At 35.0% G+C, this 18,705-nt stretch carries 14 protein-coding genes; 12 read left to right on the forward strand and 2 right to left on the reverse strand.

Features of this window, described 5'->3' with window-relative positions; translation table 11 throughout:
• The first annotated feature begins 2,103 nt into the window (after window positions 1–2,103).
• Together RM539_RS13850 and RM539_RS13855 are read left to right on the forward strand one after the other, a co-directional pair.
• Entirely contained in the window at window positions 2,104–2,466 is a 363-nt protein-coding gene (locus tag RM539_RS13850) for a BfmA/BtgA family mobilization protein (RefSeq protein ID WP_311504009.1), read from the forward strand.
• A gap of 497 nt (window positions 2,467–2,963) precedes the next feature.
• Window positions 2,964–3,185 (forward strand): hypothetical protein, encoded by a 222-nt coding sequence (locus tag RM539_RS13855; RefSeq protein ID WP_311504010.1) that lies wholly within the window; start codon window positions 2,964–2,966, stop codon window positions 3,183–3,185.
• Window positions 3,186–3,830: 645 nt separating this feature from the next.
• On the opposite strand, the gene RM539_RS13860 is transcribed toward RM539_RS13855, so the two are convergent.
• Window positions 3,831–4,145 (reverse strand): nucleotidyltransferase domain-containing protein, encoded by a 315-nt coding sequence (locus RM539_RS13860; RefSeq protein WP_311504011.1) that lies wholly within the window; start codon window positions 4,143–4,145, stop codon window positions 3,831–3,833.
• A gap of 11 nt (window positions 4,146–4,156) precedes the next feature.
• A complete protein-coding gene (locus tag RM539_RS13865; RefSeq protein WP_311504012.1) occupies window positions 4,157–4,576 on the reverse strand; it encodes a nucleotidyltransferase substrate binding protein in 420 nt (139 codons plus the stop codon).
• A 458-nt stretch (window positions 4,577–5,034) separates the two neighbouring features.
• Here RM539_RS13865 and RM539_RS13870 point away from each other — a divergent pair, with 458 nt between their 5' ends.
• From RM539_RS13870 to RM539_RS13915, 10 genes are all read left to right on the forward strand, one after another.
• Window positions 5,035–7,374 (forward strand): TonB-dependent receptor, encoded by a 2,340-nt coding sequence (locus tag RM539_RS13870; protein ID WP_311504013.1) that lies wholly within the window; start codon window positions 5,035–5,037, stop codon window positions 7,372–7,374.
• Window positions 7,375–7,392: 18 nt separating this feature from the next.
• Complete coding sequence (locus RM539_RS13875; protein ID WP_311504014.1) at window positions 7,393–8,628, forward strand: DUF4374 domain-containing protein; 1,236 nt, start codon at window positions 7,393–7,395, stop codon at window positions 8,626–8,628.
• Between the two features lie 102 nt (window positions 8,629–8,730).
• Window positions 8,731–9,891: a PepSY-associated TM helix domain-containing protein gene (locus RM539_RS13880; protein WP_311504015.1), complete on the forward strand. Its 1,161-nt coding sequence runs from the start codon at window positions 8,731–8,733 to the stop codon at window positions 9,889–9,891.
• 22 nt (window positions 9,892–9,913) lie between these two features.
• A complete protein-coding gene (locus RM539_RS13885; RefSeq protein WP_311504016.1) occupies window positions 9,914–10,636 on the forward strand; it encodes a hypothetical protein in 723 nt (240 codons plus the stop codon).
• A 344-nt stretch (window positions 10,637–10,980) separates the two neighbouring features.
• Complete coding sequence (locus tag RM539_RS13890) at window positions 10,981–11,655, forward strand: outer membrane beta-barrel protein (protein WP_311504017.1); 675 nt, start codon at window positions 10,981–10,983, stop codon at window positions 11,653–11,655.
• A gap of 508 nt (window positions 11,656–12,163) precedes the next feature.
• On the forward strand, window positions 12,164–13,606 hold the full coding sequence (locus RM539_RS13895) for a nucleotide sugar dehydrogenase (protein ID WP_311504018.1): 1,443 nt from the start codon (window positions 12,164–12,166) through the stop codon (window positions 13,604–13,606).
• A 15-nt stretch (window positions 13,607–13,621) separates the two neighbouring features.
• Entirely contained in the window at window positions 13,622–14,674 is a 1,053-nt protein-coding gene (rfbB, locus tag RM539_RS13900; protein ID WP_311504019.1) for a dTDP-glucose 4,6-dehydratase, read from the forward strand.
• Between the two features lie 190 nt (window positions 14,675–14,864).
• Window positions 14,865–16,223, forward strand: a complete 1,359-nt coding sequence (locus tag RM539_RS13905; RefSeq protein ID WP_311504020.1) for a lipopolysaccharide biosynthesis protein — start codon at window positions 14,865–14,867, stop codon at window positions 16,221–16,223.
• Window positions 16,213–17,487 carry an O-antigen ligase family protein gene (locus RM539_RS13910; protein WP_311504021.1) on the forward strand — a complete coding sequence of 425 codons (1,275 nt, stop codon included), beginning with the start codon at window positions 16,213–16,215 and terminating at the stop codon, window positions 17,485–17,487. The genes RM539_RS13905 and RM539_RS13910 overlap by 11 nt, the downstream gene beginning before the upstream one ends.
• 21 nt (window positions 17,488–17,508) lie before the next feature.
• On the forward strand, window positions 17,509–18,693 hold the full coding sequence (locus RM539_RS13915; protein ID WP_311504022.1) for a glycosyltransferase family protein: 1,185 nt from the start codon (window positions 17,509–17,511) through the stop codon (window positions 18,691–18,693).
• Window positions 18,694–18,705: the final 12 nt, after the last annotated feature.

An 18,705-nucleotide genomic window follows, 5' to 3' on the forward strand; every position in this document is an offset into this window, starting at 1 on the left:
TGTGTATAGCATATACAACGGCGTGAGTGATCTTATTTTTATACCTCGATTTCTTAGAACCATAAACAGGATCAGGAGTCGGATAAGTTTCCCGGCAAAATGATATCGAAAAACGAGGTTAACAAGAACTATTCAATTTAATATACATGATCCCATCAGTAGAACTATATCCTTCGAAATGCTCTCTCAATTTGAAGAGCCTGGGCATTATTTAGAGAACTTACCCCATATTTTTACTGGAAAAATTCAGTTGATGTGTTAGAAAAAATAGATTGTACCAAACTGAATACTGGAAAGGCCGAAATTTAATATGAGACTCCTTCCTTCAGCTAAGTTGCCATCGTTTAAGTCAGCATTCATACCTGAATAACTCAATACACCCGTTTTAGCTTCCAGAGCAAATTTATCACCCAGATAATATGAGAAACCCGGACGTAAGGCTACGCAGTAACTTTTTCTATTATGGCATCAATTGGATACGAAGTTTCGGTTTCTAATTTTCTTCGTACATATTCCAGGGATCCTTGCAGACTAAAAGCGAAATTATCAAAATCGGAAAATACTTTTGGATATTTGGTGCCAGACCTCCACCATGACTAGAACTTTCGATGTCTGAAGAAGATGAAGACTCCTGGTTCTCGTATGTATACATAACACTAAGACCTAAGAACCAATTATCTGCAAAGGTATAGCCCAAATTTGGTGCTATAAGCATACCTAGTGTTCCGTACTGCTGCTAGTATCGAAATATTCATTTCACTGGAATTGCTTGTTAAAGAAAACTGGCCTCCAAGACCTCATCGACCTTCTTTAATAAAAATTTTCCTCTGTTCCTGAGAAAAACTTATTTAAATACATAAATTGTAATGACAAGGAATAGTTTTTTATGGTTAAGAATTTTAAAGCGTCAATAATAGCAAATAATATTACATGGTCTATCTTTCCAAAAATGAAGCTTCTGTTAAGTAATACATGCTCAAAGTTGGTGCAGTTCGTAATTGATCTGTTTCAGGACGGAGAGCAAAGTGTAAAGGATTTTAGGTTACGGAATCGGACAGATCTAATATGTCTTCATATCAAGTAAAGTAATGCAGTTTTTTATTTTAATAGTGGTCATTGTCAGGATGGATGAAGGATAGATAGTTATATTCCTCAGCACATTTCCCTTCCGTTCCTCCAGGAAAAAGCGCTTCGTTAAAAAAAAGCTCATGGACCCATACCTAAAAATTATTCCTCTCCTCATAATCTTTAGGTATGCGCCCGTTGATTTGAACTTCACATCATGCTCATCCTTAATACCCGATCCTATCATTTAGATCTATTACCAGAGCCGTTTTCAGCTTTACCATTTTTCATTATGCGAAGCTATGGGATTTAGAAGTTAGCCGGACTGCAAGGGAATAAGTACTATTGTTAGATATTTGTCACTACGTCCTATCCTAATTCTAAATCCCATGTTTTATATGGCAACAAAAAATGGTAACAGCGAAGGCTCTGAAGGAAGTAAATAGAAGTAATGAAAAATTGTATTCAACTCCCTCTTTTTCCTTCAAAATGTCAAAAAATGGAAAACGCTCGGGATAAAAAAAGTAAGTAGAAAAAAGGGCTCTATTTTATTTAGTTTAATTTGGTGCTGTTTGTTGCTTTGAGCCTGATTTATTACTCCTGGGTAGTATCATTTTGATTCAATTAGACTTAAATAAAATTTTACATAAAAAGTAAGCTTAGTTACCTTTAAATAAGGAATTTATGTATTTTTAAAAAGCTGAACTATAGCAGCTTTTGAAGTGTTATTGTTTGTTATTTGATTTGACTTTCCTCACAATAATACGCATCTTAAAATAAGATACTGGATATTTTCTGTCCTTAAAACCCGTCTTGGTTTAAGGCAGAATGGTATGAAATTTTTGCCCTTTGGGGGCAAAAGTGGAATAGCAAGAGGGTAACACGCTGCGCGATGTTACATTTTCTATTTATCCTTATAAATAACTGTATATCAGTAATTTGATAATATTTTATGGAGGCTGAAAATGAAGTCAAGCAGTGATTTTTAATTGAAAAATCCCGGCAGCCCAACAAAACCGGGAAAAATTTTACTAAAAAATGGATAAAGGATATGAAAAAGAGGAATTTGTGACGATTAGCATCAAAGCCTCTGTAGCTAGAAAATTCAGAAAATACAGCAAAGGAATTTCCAAATCACAATCGATGACTTTGCTGCTGATGTTGGAATTTTTTGAACACAATGGTATCGCTCCAACAGAAGATCTGGGGCCTAGAATGCAAACTATGGAAAACCTGATCAAAAAAAGGATCAATGGCGTGATCGCCATTTTAAGAGACATTGAAAAAACCCAGACAAAACCAACAGCAGGAATGCTCATGGCGCTTCTGGAACCTCCTAAAAAAGAACCTATGCTGGTGGAGAAAAAACAATTTCCTGATAAGGATAAGTATTGGAAGTAAACTAAAACCAGGTATTGTGAATTTTCAACTGGAGAAAATTTGGTATTAAAAGAAACCTATGACAAGATGAAAGGAACCCCCCACCCATTTATGGTCAGTATTCATTCCCTGGAAGCTAAAATCGATCAGCTAACCAGGGAGTTGAAGATCAGGTAGATTCAGGATTCCGGATACATTCTATTGGATAATGCCGATTTTATTCAGCTATTCAAAATAAGTGCTAGAACAGCTCAGAACTGGCGGAAGAAGGGCTTATAGAATATGCACAGGTAGAAGGAAAAATTTATTATAGGCTAAAGGATATCGAGGATTTTATTAATCGTCATAGAAGAAGCAGGAAATAATCTGATAAAAATGAAAGCGGAAGTGTTAGTTCCCATACAGCTATTTATACATGCACAGCAAGAGGGTTATGCTAAGAAGCTTCAGTTCTTTTTGTCCTTAAAGCTGCTCTACCGGAGCGGAAAGGCTGAACTGAATAATGGTAACTCTTATTTTTGGAACTAACCGAACAAATCGGTTCCCGGAAAACTACCCTGAACTATATCAAATTCCTGTTAGAGGAGGGCTGGCTGCAGCACAATGCAAAAACGGGATATTACATCATCAAATCCTTTGACAGGATACGAAGGGAGAACAACTGGAAAGTAAGGCTATCTTTTTCGGTGGATTTTAATTCCTACCGGAACATTAAGGCGATCACAGGGGCTATTCTTTAGGGATACCTTCATATGGATTTCTGGAGAAAAGTAAGGAGAAAGAAAAGCGTACAGATAAAGGCAGTACCAATCATTTTCTTTCTTCAAACTTCCTGCGCCACTTTCTGTTTAGGCCTCTGTAAGATCTTTAAAATCTCCAAAGCCACCGCTTCCCGGCTTAAAGATTGTGCCGTAAAGCATTAGCTGCTGGAGGTTAAAAGAATTATGGGAATATCGTTCAAATAAAAAAGCTATGCAGCTGTGTTTAAAATACAATGATAAAGGGAACAATATTGTGTATTACCAAGGAAATTACCGTTTTCAGCTAATTCACAGTATTTTACCTCTTTTTCTTTTTAAAAAGCGGCAAAAACTGAAAACATAAAAGAAAGTTTATAGAGAAAAATAAAAAAGGGCCAAGGGTACTTTGTAAAAAAATATCCCATCCTTTGAAGATTGTTTAGGCGCGATAGCGCGGTTATTTATACCGCCCAGAGCTGGTCCAAAAATAGTCTTGTACTTGTCCATTTTTTGGACTAGCTACGAAATGATATTTTTTTGAAAATCAATAATTTCGCTACCCTGCTATTATGGTATTCTGTGGTGATTTTAACCAAAATCAGGTATTAGAATATTTGCCATTTTTTAAATTTGGAAACTCCTCAATTATTTTTCTATTGTTTTTCTTACGTAGAATTGCTTCCCCATCCTATCAATATGCTCCACCAATTCTGGATTAGACAGCTTTTGATAAATTGATAAGTCAATTGTATAGGGTAGCATTAGATCATCAAGTTTTCTCTCAAGCTCAATCAGTTCATCAAATTTCAGGTCAGCTTTTAAGGTAATATCAATGTCAGATCCTTCCCTGTAAGTTCCCAAAGCCCTGGAGCCATAAATAACCACTTCTTCAATTCCGGGAAAAGAATTGAAGACTTTTTTTAGTTGCAGAAGTACATGATCTTTTAACCCAAATTTCATAATATTTATGATTAAGCACCGTTTCTAATGCTCAGCATTTTTTCTTTAAAATTATTAAAGAGTGCTACATATATCTTCAAAATGGCATCTACTATTTCTATAGCAGTTTCTTCATCATAAGTATGAGTAGTTCTATTGCGACTTATAATCATGTTCATCCAGGCTTCTCCGTCATTTACTAATCCGTATTTAAAAGCTTCACGGGTAGCATCCCTGCTCCCTCTTATTTCAGGGTTGCCCTGGTAAGTAAAATAATCTTTCATCACGTTCCAGGCAAGTTCGTGTGTAAATTCAAAAGACTGAATTAGGCCTTGCCTTTCAAGTTCCGACAGATCTCGTTCTTTACTTAGAGCTGTTGCCTTATTCAATTGAGTCAAGGCTTTTTCATAATTCATAAGGCGCTGATGCCATCTGATATCTTTTCCGGCCATACTGGAAGGTTTCTTTTACAAATGTAATTATAATGAACACATTTCAGAAGTACTATTGCTAAAAGCAGATATATGTCAGAACCGACAATTTCTACTCTGTATCAGAAAATGCTGAAACAATTTAGCATTGATTAAAAACTTTAATTTGCTGCGTGGGCTATTCTATTTCATCTTCTTTTTAAGGGGCATCCTAACAAATGGCACTTAGCTTTTCGCTATATCCTTAATCATTTAAATTGGTAAGAGTATTTATTTAGAATGAAGGATTTTAAAGGCTGGTGTTAATAAAAATTAATCCTTAATTTTTTTAAGGATTTGCTTTACTACATGAAAAAAAAATTTACTTTTGTTTTAATTTAGAATTAGTCTTAATAAATAGTTGGAACAAAAAAAGGAGTCATAACAGCGGCAACTGTATGACTCCGGTTTCACTCTTTAACCGTTACAATTAAAAAGTAATGCAAAATAACATTTCCAAATGGTTTTTTCTCCTTTCCTGTGCAATTTCAGGAAGCGTTTTTTCCCAAACTACAGTTAGAGGTTCAGTTTTTACTGAAAATGGTGAACCTGTTTATGGTGCGGCTGTAATTGTTAAAGAGCTAAGGACGGGAGCAACCACAAACGAAGAAGGTTTTTTCCAGTTAAACCTGGCTTCCGGGGGCACCTATACTCTACAAGTATCTTACCTGGGATATGAACCCCTAAACAAGGTTCTGAACCTGGATGATAAAAAAAGGCTTTATGTTAATATCCGGTTAAAGGAATCTTCCAACGAACTTGAGACGGTGCAGCTTACAGCTAAAAGCAAAATTCAGCAAATAGAAGCCCTGGCCTATAATGTAGACGTTATTGATGCAAAGAGATTACATAATACCACTCTGGATATTGGACACGCATTAGACCGCGTATCAGGGATCCGCATCAGGGAAAGCGGCGGTGTAGGATCCGAAATGAACCTTTCCATGAATGGTTTCAGAGGTAATCAAGTGAAAACTTTTATAGATGGTATCCCTATGGAGTACTTTGGAAGTTCGTTCCAAATTAATAATATTCCGATAGGGCTGGCGCAGCGGGTAGAAATCTATAAAGGGGTAGTTCCTGTAGAGTTAGGCGCAGATGCTTTGGGCGGTGCGATTAATATAGTAACTACCACCTATGAAAAAGACCATTTAGATCTTTCTTATTCTTATGGTTCTTTTAATACCCACCGTTCAAATGTTAATGCTACCTATGTAAGTAAATCAGATTTTGTAATTAATGTAAATGCTTTTCAAAATTATTCTGATAACGATTATAAAGTTACCGTAGATGCTGCCAATCTTAACACAGGTGAATATTATCCCGAAACACGGTTAAGGAGATTTCATGATCAATATCATAATGAAACATTTATTGGAAAGACCGGTGTGGTAAACAAGTCCTTTGCTGACGAACTGTTGTTTGGAATCACTTTAGGACAAAATTATAATGAAGAACAAACAGGGGCAAGACTTGTGGCAGTATATGGTGCCAGGCATACAAGGGGAAATATTGTTATGCCTAGTATAACCTACAAGAAAGAAAATCTTTTTGTAGATGGATTAGACTTAAAATTGAATGCAACCATCAACCTAGGTAAGGAAAAAATTATTGATACTCTTAATAGAACATATAATTGGTTTGGGGATTATAAAGAGTACGATTCACCAGTAGGGGAGCTTAACTATAGTAATTTGGAGATCCAAAACAATAATGGAATAGGAATGCTTTCCATAAAGTATGACCTGAATGAAAAGAGTTTTTTAAGCTTTAACGATACCTATACTACTTTTGACAGAGAAAGATATAGTTATCTACAAACAGAGAATAGAAATTATGATCAGCCACAAAAGACATTTAAAAATGTGGCCGGGCTTTCCTTTACTTATGAAACGGGCGACTGGAATGCTACGGTATTCGCTAAAAACTACAATCAGAATATTGAGTTCACCAGGGAAATAGATCCTGGCGGAAGTGCCGATATCTCATATAACTATTTTGAAAGAAAACTCAATGAGTTTGGTTATGGCTTTGCAGCGACTTACTTTTTTGATGATAAATTTCAATTTAAAGCCTCCTATGAAAAAAGTTATAGGCTTCCCTTGCCAAACGAACTTTTTGGAGATGCTAATTTGATTGTTGGGGATACTAGTCTTGATCCGGAAGAAAGTGATAATTATAATTTAGGGGTTAGCTATTGGCTTAACTTAGGCAAAAACCAATTATTCAATATAGATGCTACAATTATCTATAGGGATATTGATAATTTTATAAGAAGAACCTTTGCTCCCAATCAATCCAGGTTTTTAACTGCTAACGTAGTAGGATCTGATAATCTCGGATTTGAAGCTCAGTTTCGCTATAACTATAGAAACAAACTAACTGCAAATATTAGCGGTACTTATCAAAATTTTCGAAATAATAATCCTGAAAGCGCTGCATATAGAGCAAGGATTCCAAATGTGCCATTTTTATTTGGAAATGGGAATATTGCCTATAGTTTCAATGATGTATTCAAGAAAGGGAATAATCTCACCATGGAGTATAATTTACTTTATGTTAATGGATTTTATTTGAACTGGCCTCTTTTCGGGGATAGAGATGAAGGAAAATTGGATATACCAGATCAAATTGCACATGACCTGAATTTTACATACTCAACCCCTCATTTTCAGTTTATCGTAGAATGCCGCAATATTTTTGATGAGATACTCTATGATAATTTCAGTTTACAAAAACCCGGAAGAAGTTTTACCGGAAAAATCAGATACACTTTATAAATTAAAACCTAACAATTCATGAAAAAATTTAATCTTTACACGCTCTTATTTATTTCGCTATCACTTTTTATTACAAGTTGTAGCGATGATGATAATACACCCAATGGAGAAGCATATGTAGAGCCAGGTCCATACATTATCACCGCTTCACCTCAGGAAAGTGAAGGTGTGGCAGATTATCTACTCACTGTAGAGACCCTAACCCAGGGAAGAACAACTTTAGTAGGCAATGGTATAGAGCAGGATGGTACTTACCGATATTATATCACCAATAATAATAAATTTTTCAGCTTATTGTATGGCCAGGGAGATCCTGGAGCAGTTACCACCTATGAAATGAATTCAAGCTATGGCCTGGATAAATTATCTAATTTTCAGGCTGAGACCGTACAATCCTTTACAAATGTAGATGATGAGGTGCTGATGACAAGAATATCAAGAAATTCAGCAAATCCAATTGCCAGTTGGTATAGGTTAGATACTGAATCTTCAACTATTGTTGGTGAAGGTGCTATTAATACAAACGAATTAGCACCAGGAGATGAACAGGCATTTTTTACCTGGATGACCCAGGTAGGAGATAAAGTTTACGCACCTTTTATGAGCGTAAAAGCATGTTGTAATGATAGTTTTGGAACTGAATACCCAGACCAGACATGGATTGCAGTTTACTCTTATCCTGATATGCAACTGGAAAAAATAATTGAAGATGACCGTATTAGCTTTATAGGAAGATATTTTAGAAGTGGCCTTGGTGTTGTTGAAAACGGAGATGTTTATGCATTTTCTTCAGGTGTAGCTACAAATAACACAGAGGCGGTTTCAACAAATCCTTCAGCAATTCTTAAGATAAATAGTGGCGAAACCGAATTTGATGAAGATTACTATTTTAACCTTGAAGAAGTGGCTGAAGGCTATTATGCTACCAATCAGTTTTATGTTGAAAATGGTATGTTCCTGGTATTTATGGAGCCTCAGGAATCTAAAGGAGCCTATACAGATGGTGGTAGGCTTGCTATTGTTAATGTTTACAACGAAACTCTAACCTGGGTTAGCGGTACTCCGGAGGAGTCTGAAATAATTAATATTAGTGTTAATAATTACATTGAAAATGGAGTGGCCCACGTTGGAATAACCACGGAAGAAGGAAGTTATATTTACAACATTAATGCAAGTAGCGCTTCTGCTTCAAGAGGTTTAAAAGTAGAGGCAGGCACTATTACCGCTATCAGCAAACTGGACCCGGTAGAATAATAAAAGTAAATCAAAGGTACAGCGATGTTTAAACATCGCTGTACCTATATTTTAAGCTTTATGATAGCTTCAGCCGAAAAGAAGAAAAATAAGAACCCAAAAATGAAGAAGAAAGGAAGGTCCTATTTTTATCGCCTTTCTGCCTGGCTTCATCTTTGGCTGGGATTAATTTCCGGTATTGTAGTGGTAATAGTAAGCCTTACCGCGGCCATTCTTACTTTTGAAAAGGAGATTAAGCTACTTATCGAACCCTTTCAAACGGTACAATATAACGAAGATGACCAATTTCTTCCACCTTCGGTACTGGGTGATGCGGTAATGGAAAAATATAATTTCCCGTCCGTTTATGGTGTTTATTACCGCGGTGAAGGTAGAAGTGCCTTAGTGCCTTATTATGCCGATAGGTCAAATTATCAGGAGATTTACATTAATCCTTACACTGCAGAAGTGCTACATAATCGTAAATTAAATGATGATTTTTGGCGAAGCATGATTATTGGGCATTATCAGCTTTGGCTACCCAGAAATATCGGTAAGCCTATTGTTGCATATGGAACTCTCATTTTTGTAATTGCTTTAATCACAGGCCTGGTGCTATGGTGGCCAAAAAGATGGAACAAAAAGACCAGAGACGCTAGTTTTAAAGTAAGGTGGACTGCAAAATTCAAGAGGCTTAACTATGATCTTCACAACGTTTTTGGTTTTTACTCCCTTTTAATAGCTCTTGTTCTTGGTTTAACAGGAATGGTTTATGGGATGCAGTGGTTTTCAGATGCTGCATACTGGACTGCTTCCGGAGGAGAAACAAAAGATCAGCAAAGACTTACCTCAGATACAACGGCTGTTGCTCAGGGAAACCTTAAAGATGAAGATATCCTTTTTCAGAATTTACTGGAAACCGGGCTTAATCCTGATACCAATCTTATTAATGTTCAATATCCTTATGGTGAAACCGGGGTATGGAATATTGGAGTAAACCCCAGCCACCAAACCAGATGGCAGGCAATAAATACTTATTATGAGCAGAACTCTCTCAAACAGCTCAAAAAAGATCAGGTTTTTTCTGAAATTAACGGGGGAGACCAACTTATGAGACTTAATTATGATTTACATGTGGGGGCCATTGGAGGCATATGGACCAAAATTATTGCTTTCCTGGTTTGTATTATTTCAACGAGTCTTCCCATTACAGGATTTATAGTTTGGTGGAAGAAAAACAGTAAAAAACGTATAGAGGGATTAAAATTCCCGGCTTACAAATAGAAAACACTTTAAACCGATTGATATGAAAAATATAAAATACCCGTTTATCCTGCTGGCAGCTTTATTTCTGAATTTTATTTCTGTACAGGCGCATGCGCTGGTTATAGATGCCGATGCAAAAGGTGAAATTAACCGGGAACACGAAGTAAAAGTTTACTACAGTGAATTTAAGGATGGAACTTTAGAAAAGGTAGCCGACTGGTATTCCAATGTAGCCGATTTCGAATTATGGTTAGTAAAGCCTGACGGTAAAAGGATTCAGCTTTCAACCATTCCAGAAGACGATCATTTCAAAGCAAATTTTACTCCCGGACAGGAAGGTGCTTACCTTTTGGAGATAAGCCATGTGGCAGAAGACCCCGGAGACAAAACCGCATATCAGTTTAATGCCTTCGCACAGGTAGAAGTAGGAGGTGCTTCTGGGATACTTCCCGTTAGTTCATACAGTCCGGATCTTGTTCTGCTTAAAGAGCAGCAAAAAGAGAATCAGGTTAAAAACAAAAGCTTTAAAACAATTTACAAAGGAGAGAAGAAAGAAGGAATTACGGTAACTGTTTTCTATCCTTCAGGCAAAACTGAAGAACTTAAGAGTGATGCAGGAGGGAATGTACAAATAGACCTTTCTGAAAAAGGCAACTACTTTCTGGAAGCTACCAGTTATAATCCTGACGAGCCAGGAGAAACTTCAAAATCTTCTTACACTTCTGTATGGCGGGTGGCAACTCAAAAATTTTCTGTTGAATAAATTTCCTGAGTACATATACTTAATGTTCAATTCATAAGGTAATGTACCTCCAAATGCTAAAACAGCATAATTTCCATATATAATATAAATGGAGTTGTGCTGGATCTGGTGGAGGATTAAATGAGTCAGTTGAAACCGTAAAAATCTGATTTTAAAGCTCATGAAACCATAAAACACTTCTAAAGAATGATTTAGTTTTGATTTTGATACAATAATCCCATAGTTTACCCGTTTTATTGCTTAAAGTATATTGGGTCTCTTAAACATTTGTAAATAAATGAAAAAGAAAGTTGATTTTCTATACTTTTGAGAATCCCCATTTTTAAGAAATTTAAAGCTTCAAAATGTTGAAAGAGTTTAAAGATTATTTAAAATCCGGGATTTTTTTGTTATTTCTTATTCCCGTGTTTCCACTTTGTGCACAGGAGTATAGTTTTGGCCTTAAAGCAGGTTTGGGCTATACAATTAATCAAAAAGCGGCGGAAGTTGATGGTTCTGCAGGTTCTTTTTCAGCCGATTCTAAAATTGGTTTTTTGGGAGGTGCCTTTTTGGAAGTGGGATTCGGTAAATTCTTTGTTCGTCCGGAGGTATTTTATAGTCACGCAGAGGGAGAATTCGCTTTTCCCGATTTGCCTTCCACTTATTCAGTAGATAAAATAAGTATTCCACTCCTGCTCGGTTATAATATTTATGGTCCGGTTGACATTTTTGCCGGCCCCGCCTATCAGGAATTTTTGCAGGTAGATCTTGAAAACACTGCTTCTCCTGTGGAAGTACAGCAAAGAAATTTTGCCACCCAGCTGGGGGTAAAGCTGGTTCTTAACCGGCTGGAAATAGATCTCCGTTACGATTTTACCCTGGATTCCAAACGAAACCAGCTTATAGATGTGGGAGAACTTATGGATGAGGCATACTTTGATGACGGCCGTTTAAATCAAATTATGCTTAGTATCGGCTACCGGATCTTTGATACTGCTAATCCTCGCCGGGCCAGAAGTAACCGGGGATGTTATTTTTAAGGCTGTTTTTGATTAATAATTTATCTTCTTCAATTTCGTTTAGCAGAAAACCGCATTTGCAGAGCTTCCTCTGAAAACACATTTAAAATTCTTTATAATGATTCTGTTCGAATGTAGATCTTCAATCATAATTTTATGATTTTATTTATCTATTAAAGGCATATAAATGCTGATAATCAGGTAATTTCGACTTTTCGTCAGCATTTAAAGGTATTTAATTTAATTTTAAGTTAAAAATTTAACATATTTGGTTTGGGATAATTCTTAGTGAAACATAATTTTGCCATTCCGAAATTATTTGGATAATTGCTGTTTCTATGATCCTCTTACGGGACTCATAGCGGCGAAGCCGTAAAATTGTGATTGTATTCTTCTATCTTCCCTACACCTAAAAAGAATAATATTAACCAGCTCATTCGGCGAATTATCAATCTTCCAATAGTATCCCGTATAAACTTTTTTAAATATTGCAGGAGCTGCTTTAAAGTGAGTGGCTTCAGATAAGCTTATGAACAACGAAATTAGAATTGCGGTAATCGGTCTGGGTTATGTAGGCCTGCCGTTAGCAAGGTTATTTGCCACAAGATATCCTGTAATAGGATATGATATTAATGCCAGAAGAGTGAAGGAGCTTCAGGAAGGTCATGATGCTACCCTGGAAGTGGAAGACAAAAAACTACAGGCGGTGCTTGTGAATAGCGTCTATAAGCTCCATAGCCAACCTGCTCTTGCTATGGCCGGAGCTGGTGAAGATCGGCACCCTGAATTTGTTTCAGGGTCTAATGAAGGTGAAAACAAAAACTCCCCTGGGGGAGGCCGGGAGGGGATTGGCTTGTTTATCACCCGGGACCTTGGTGATATTGGTGAATGTAACCATTATATCATTACGGTTCCCACGCCGGTAGATAAAAACAACCGTCCCGACCTAACGCCGTTGTATAAATCCAGCGAAAGTGTTGGTATGGTCTTGAAAAAAGGTGATATCGTGATTTATGAATCTACGGTATACCCCGGGGCGACAGAAGATGAATGTGTGCCTGTGCTTGAAAAAGTAAGCGGACTCAAATTTAACGAGGATTTCTTTGTAGGTTATTCGCCTGAAAGGATTAATCCCGGCGATAAGGAACACACGGTGGATAAAATACTAAAAGTAACTTCCGGTTCCACTCCGGAAACCGGTAAAAACGTCGATTCACTTTACGCCTCGGTAATTACTGCCGGCACCCACCTGGCGCCGACAATTAAAGTTGCCGAAGCTGCCAAAGTGATTGAAAATTCTCAGCGGGACATCAACATTGCCTTTGTTAATGAACTGGCGAAGATCTTTAACCTTATGGACATTGATACAAATGATGTTCTGGAAGCAGCCGGTACCAAATGGAATTTCCTTCCTTTTAAACCGGGGCTTGTAGGCGGGCACTGTATAGGGGTAGACCCATATTACCTGGCGCAAAAGGCCCAGGAAATTGGTTATCATCCTGAAATTATCCTGGCCGGCAGACGTATGAATGATTCTATGGGGAAATATGTAGCTTCTGAAGTTATAAAGCTGATGCTTGCCAATGATCTTAAAATCAAAGGATCTAACATTCTTGTACTGGGAATTACCTTTAAAGAAAACTGCCCCGATGTAAGAAATACCAAAGTGGTTGATGTAATTAAACATCTGAAAGAATATCAAACCAATATTACGATTTATGATCCTTTGGCAAACCCTGCTGAAGTAATGCATGAATACGGCCTTACCTGTTATTCTGAGCTTGAAGCCTGTACTGAGCTCGCCGACCGGCCGGAAGGCGATGGTCGAAGCAAAGGAAATTTTGATGCGATAGTTTTAACCGTGGCTCATAAAGAGTTTCTTGAAATGGAACTTGACTCTTTAAAAAGTGAAGATGCGGTTATTTATGATGTGAAGGGAGTACTGGGAAAAACAGCTTCTGCGAAACTTTAATTTAAATCTGAAAAATTGAATAAAAAAAAGTTATTAATTACCGGTGGTGCCGGGTTTATAGGTTCCCATGTAGTTCGTCGTTTTGTAACAGAATATCCTAATTACTCCATTTTCAATCTTGATGCTTTAACATATGCTGGGAATCTTGAGAATATTAAGGATATAGAAGGGTCTCCAAATTATAAATTTATAAAAGGTAATATTGTAGATGCTGAACTTGTTAATACATTATTTGAGGAACATCAATTTGATGCCGTGATACACCTAGCTGCTGAATCTCATGTGGATCGGTCTATTACTGATCCTTTAGCTTTTGTTAAAACTAATGTCATTGGTACTATAAATCTTTTAAATGCAGCAAAAGAAAAATGGAAAGCAGATTTTCAGGATAAATTGTTCTATCATGTAAGCACCGACGAAGTTTATGGAAGTTTAAGTGAAACCGGCTTGTTTACTGAGGAAACTTCTTACGATCCCAATTCCCCTTATTCTGCGAGTAAGGCAAGTTCTGATCATTTCGTAAGAGCTTACGGAGAAACTTACGGCTTACCATACGTGGTAAGCAACTGTTCCAACAATTATGGCCCCAACCATTTTCCTGAAAAGTTAATCCCTCTTTTTATTAACAATATTATTCATAACAATTCTCTTCCTGTATACGGGGATGGGAATTATACAAGGGATTGGCTGTTTGTAGAAGATCATGCGGCTGCTATAGATTTGATCTTCCACAAAGGAAACGCTAAAGAAACTTACAATATTGGAGGATTTAACGAATGGAAAAATATCGATTTGGTGCGTTTGCTTTGTAAACAAATGGATGAAAAATTAGGAAGACCTAAAGGAACTTCAGAACAATTAATAGTATTTATAAAAGATCGGCCAGGGCATGATCTTCGGTATGCCATAGATGCTTCCAAAATAAACCGGAATTTAGGTTGGGAACCCAGTGTTACCTTTGAAGAAGGACTTTCCAGAACAATAGACTGGTATTTAAAAAATCAGAATTGGTTAAAAAATATAACTTCAGGAGATTATCAGGAATATTATCAAAATCAATATAATTAATAAAAGGGATGATTCTCATAAAGAGTTTCTTGAATTGGGATTTGACTCTTTAAAAAGTGAAGATGCGGTTATTTATGATGTAAAGGGATAATAAAAAATCAAAAGGAAAAACTATGGAATAAGGTTGATTGCGAAGCCAATGGTTTAATAGAACACTTTCAATAATTTTGAAAATATAAATATATTCTTCTTGCTTAAAAAAATTTTTTCCTACGGTACTGTTGAAGGTTTAGCAAAAGGACTCAATAAAATAACATTATTAGTCTTACCTTTTTTTCTTAGTACTATAGATTACGGAAAGGTCGGACTTTTAGTGGCCATAGAAATGATAATTCCTCTGATATCATTATTAGGTCTGGAAAGAGCAGTTTTGAGATTTTATTCTCAAAAAATAAAGTTCAAAAACTTCAGCAAAACAATATCAAAAAGCGTATTCTGGACACATTTATTTTTACTATTACTGTTAGTTTTCTTTTACTTAATAGGCAGTCGTACTTTTTTTGGTCTTAATATTTTCCCTGATTTAATACTGATTATCATTTTAATCTACTTTCAAGGAGTCAATCTAATCACCTTTAATATGTTAAGGGTGGACGAAAAGCATAACCAATATTTCAGGGGGAGATTGTTCTTCCAGTTCAGTAAGATTATTCTAGTTTTATCCTTTGTGTATTTCTTAGATAACTACTTAGGTTATCTTATTGGAAGTATCATAGCATCAATATTTACAGTTGTTATTTTTAAAGAAAAAGCCCAAGAAATTAGTAGAAAAAATGTATTTGATAAGAAAACATTTTCAATATTATTTAATTTCTCATGGCCTTTTATCTTTCATGGAGTAGCAAGTAATCTGCTGGGGAATGCTGATAAATTCATTCTAGAACGATTTATGACTCTTGAAGAAGTTGGGAAATATACTCTAGCTTATTCTATAGGATCTACTATGGTATTTGCCTTTGTAGGGATTTCCGTTTTTTTAGAACCAATGATTTATAAAGAAGAAAATAATCGAAAAAGGCAATTGCTTTTAAACAAATTTTTATTTTTAACTCTCTGCTCTGGGTTAACAGCTTATATTATTATCTCACTGTCCTCACAATATATTCTGCCCCTATTTTATAAAAATGAGTATCATCTAATATTAAAATATATACCACTAATTGCTATTTCTTATCTTATTTATCCATTCTATTTAAAATCAAACTACAATATGATATATGAGAAAAAATCATTGAAAATAGCTTTTACTTCTTTATTCAGCGCTTCTATAAATATAATTCTCAACATAATTTTTATTCCTATTTATGGAGTATATGCAGCAGTTTTTACAACCTTTATCTCCTATATATTACAGTCTTTCATATTTATTTTGATTTCTAATAATTTTAAAATTAATAGCGAATTTTTGGAAGTCACTTTTTTCGGAATAGTTTTAATTCTTTGCTTCTTTTATAATGCATCTATCTTTTCAATTATTAGTTTTATGTCAATTTATCTTGTATTCTTCTATTATTTTAAGCTAAAAAAAATGAAAGAATATGAAGTATAGTGATTTAAATCTAAAAACGAATATTCTTTTTTTTTCTATTATTTTTTTCTTCACTTACATTGGATTCTATGCTATTGTGCTTTGGATTTTAAATATTGGAATGAGTGGAGAAACAAGACTAATAACAATCCCCTTAAGAGGTCTTATAGGAGTTTCATTAATATTTTTGGTGATAATTAATATCAGAAAGATATATCCGCTATGGCAAACTAAAATTTTTTTTATATTTAGTGCAATATATTTCATTCGGATTGGAACAGATTATATCTTAAATAAACCATATTATTTGACCTCAATGGAGGTGTTCTTTTATTTTTTATCTTTTGCCTTTCTGCCTTTCACAGTAATTAGTTCAGTACGACTTAGGAAAGAATATTTTAAACCTATTATTAATTCAATTTACGGTTCAGGTATAATATTTGTTTTCTTAGCTACAATCACCTATCGTGAATATATTGGAAAAGTGGAACGGCTAAGTCCCGTTTCTATGGGAGAGGAAGTGGTATCGCCTTTAATCCTATCATATTGTTCTTCATTATTAATAGGTACAGTTATTACTTACCATCTTTATAATCATACTTCAAAATTCAGGAAAATAATCGGACTTATTTTAGTGTTATTTTCTTTAATTCCATTTTTTTTGGGGGCTTCCAGAGGTTCTCTTGTAGGACTTTTAGCTCCTTTTGTTTTGATAACTTTAATGCAGAAAAGATTTAGTAGGATTCTGTATAACGTACTGATTCTACTAGTTTTATTAATTGGTTTAATTTATTTCGATAATCTTCTTGGCAGTGGATTATTAAATAGATTTACGGATACAGCCCAAAACATAAAAAATGAAGATAGTTCAGCTGGTTTAAGAATTTTATCATGGAACAATTCTTTTAAACAATTTTTAAATAATCCTTTTATAGGGGATAAATTAGCGGTTAATAACTGGGTTAATTATGCTCACAATATTTTTTTAGAAATATTACAAACAACTGGAATTTTAGGTTTCCTTCCCTTTATATTATTACTATTAAATGGTTTGAAGATTAGCTTTAAAATTATCAAGGCTTATAAAGAATATAGCTGGATAGTTGTCATATTTTTACAATCCTTTATTCAGCATTTATTCAGTGGAGCAATATACACAGGAGCTTGGTTATGGACTTCCTTAGCACTAATATATAGCCTCGATTTCTTCTTAAAGAGATTAAATAATTCAACAAGAAATTTAAGGGAATCAAGTCACTCTTTAAATCCTAATAGAATCCTGTAATTTATCTAGTTTTAGTCCGATATGAGACATTTTTACCAAAAAAAAACAGCTCGTAAATCTAAAGTTTTACATATAATAAAAACCAGTAAGTTTTTTAGTGACGGCCGATTATTAAAATGGATTAACTCCTTGCATGATTTCAATATCAATTCTAAGGTAATTATCTTAGAAGATGATAATAAAAAGGGTGAGTTTACTTATAATAATGCTACCGTTAAGACCATAAATTTAGCATTTAGAAGTATTTTCCCGCAACGGAAAGGATATCTATTTAAAATTCCCGAATACTCGCTTAAAACATATCTTTCCACCATGCGCAGTTCCGGAAAAGTGATCGTTTTTCATGATATGCAGCATTATTTAACTCTCTTATTGTTAACACTAAAAAAGCCAAAACGGCTTAGAATAGTTTGGGATTTACATGAATTGCCACATCAAAATTTGTGTCGAAATTTTCTAACCCGAAAATTGTTGAAAGGTGTTTTAGAAAAAGTTGATTTATTGGTCTATACCAACCGGGAAAGAAGGGAATATATGCAAAAGCAAATTGGATATAATGAAAAACGTCATGTACTTCTGCAAAATTTCCCCGGAAAAGATTTTATTCAAAGCCCGAAAAAAGGATTAGATCCGGAAGTATTACAATGGCTGGACAACAAGCCCTATGTTTTATGGATGGGCTGGGCTAGTGAGGGAAGGAATTTTAAACCTGCTTTAGAAGCACTTCAAGGCTATAAAAATGAATTAAAATTGATAATTCTTGGCCCTGTAGAAGCTGGAATGAAGGAAGCGGTAGATGAAGAAATAGAAAAAGGCTTTATCTATCAGAAATTTGTACCACAAATCGAAATTATCAATTATGTAGATAATGCCTTATTTTCTATTGTACTTTATAAGAACTCATCACCTAATAATTTTCTATGTGAGCCAAATAGGCTTTATCAATTATTATCAAGAAATGTCCCGGTAATTTGTGGATTTAATCCGCCTATGAAAAATGTTGTTGAAAAGGTAAAGGGAGGAATTGTGCTAAAAGATGATGGTTCAGAAATTGAATCTATAAAACGGGCAATAGCAACTATGCTCAAAAATAAATTGATGTACAAAGAAAATTTAATTAATACAAATAAGGAAAACCTGTTTAGCTGGGAAGAACAATTTGAAAATGTTGAAAATAACTTAAAGGAATTACTGACCAATTATTAGGCTTTTTCAGGA

The organism is Autumnicola musiva, assembly GCF_031846585.1.
GTDB lineage: Bacteria > Bacteroidota > Bacteroidia > Flavobacteriales > Flavobacteriaceae > Autumnicola > Autumnicola musiva.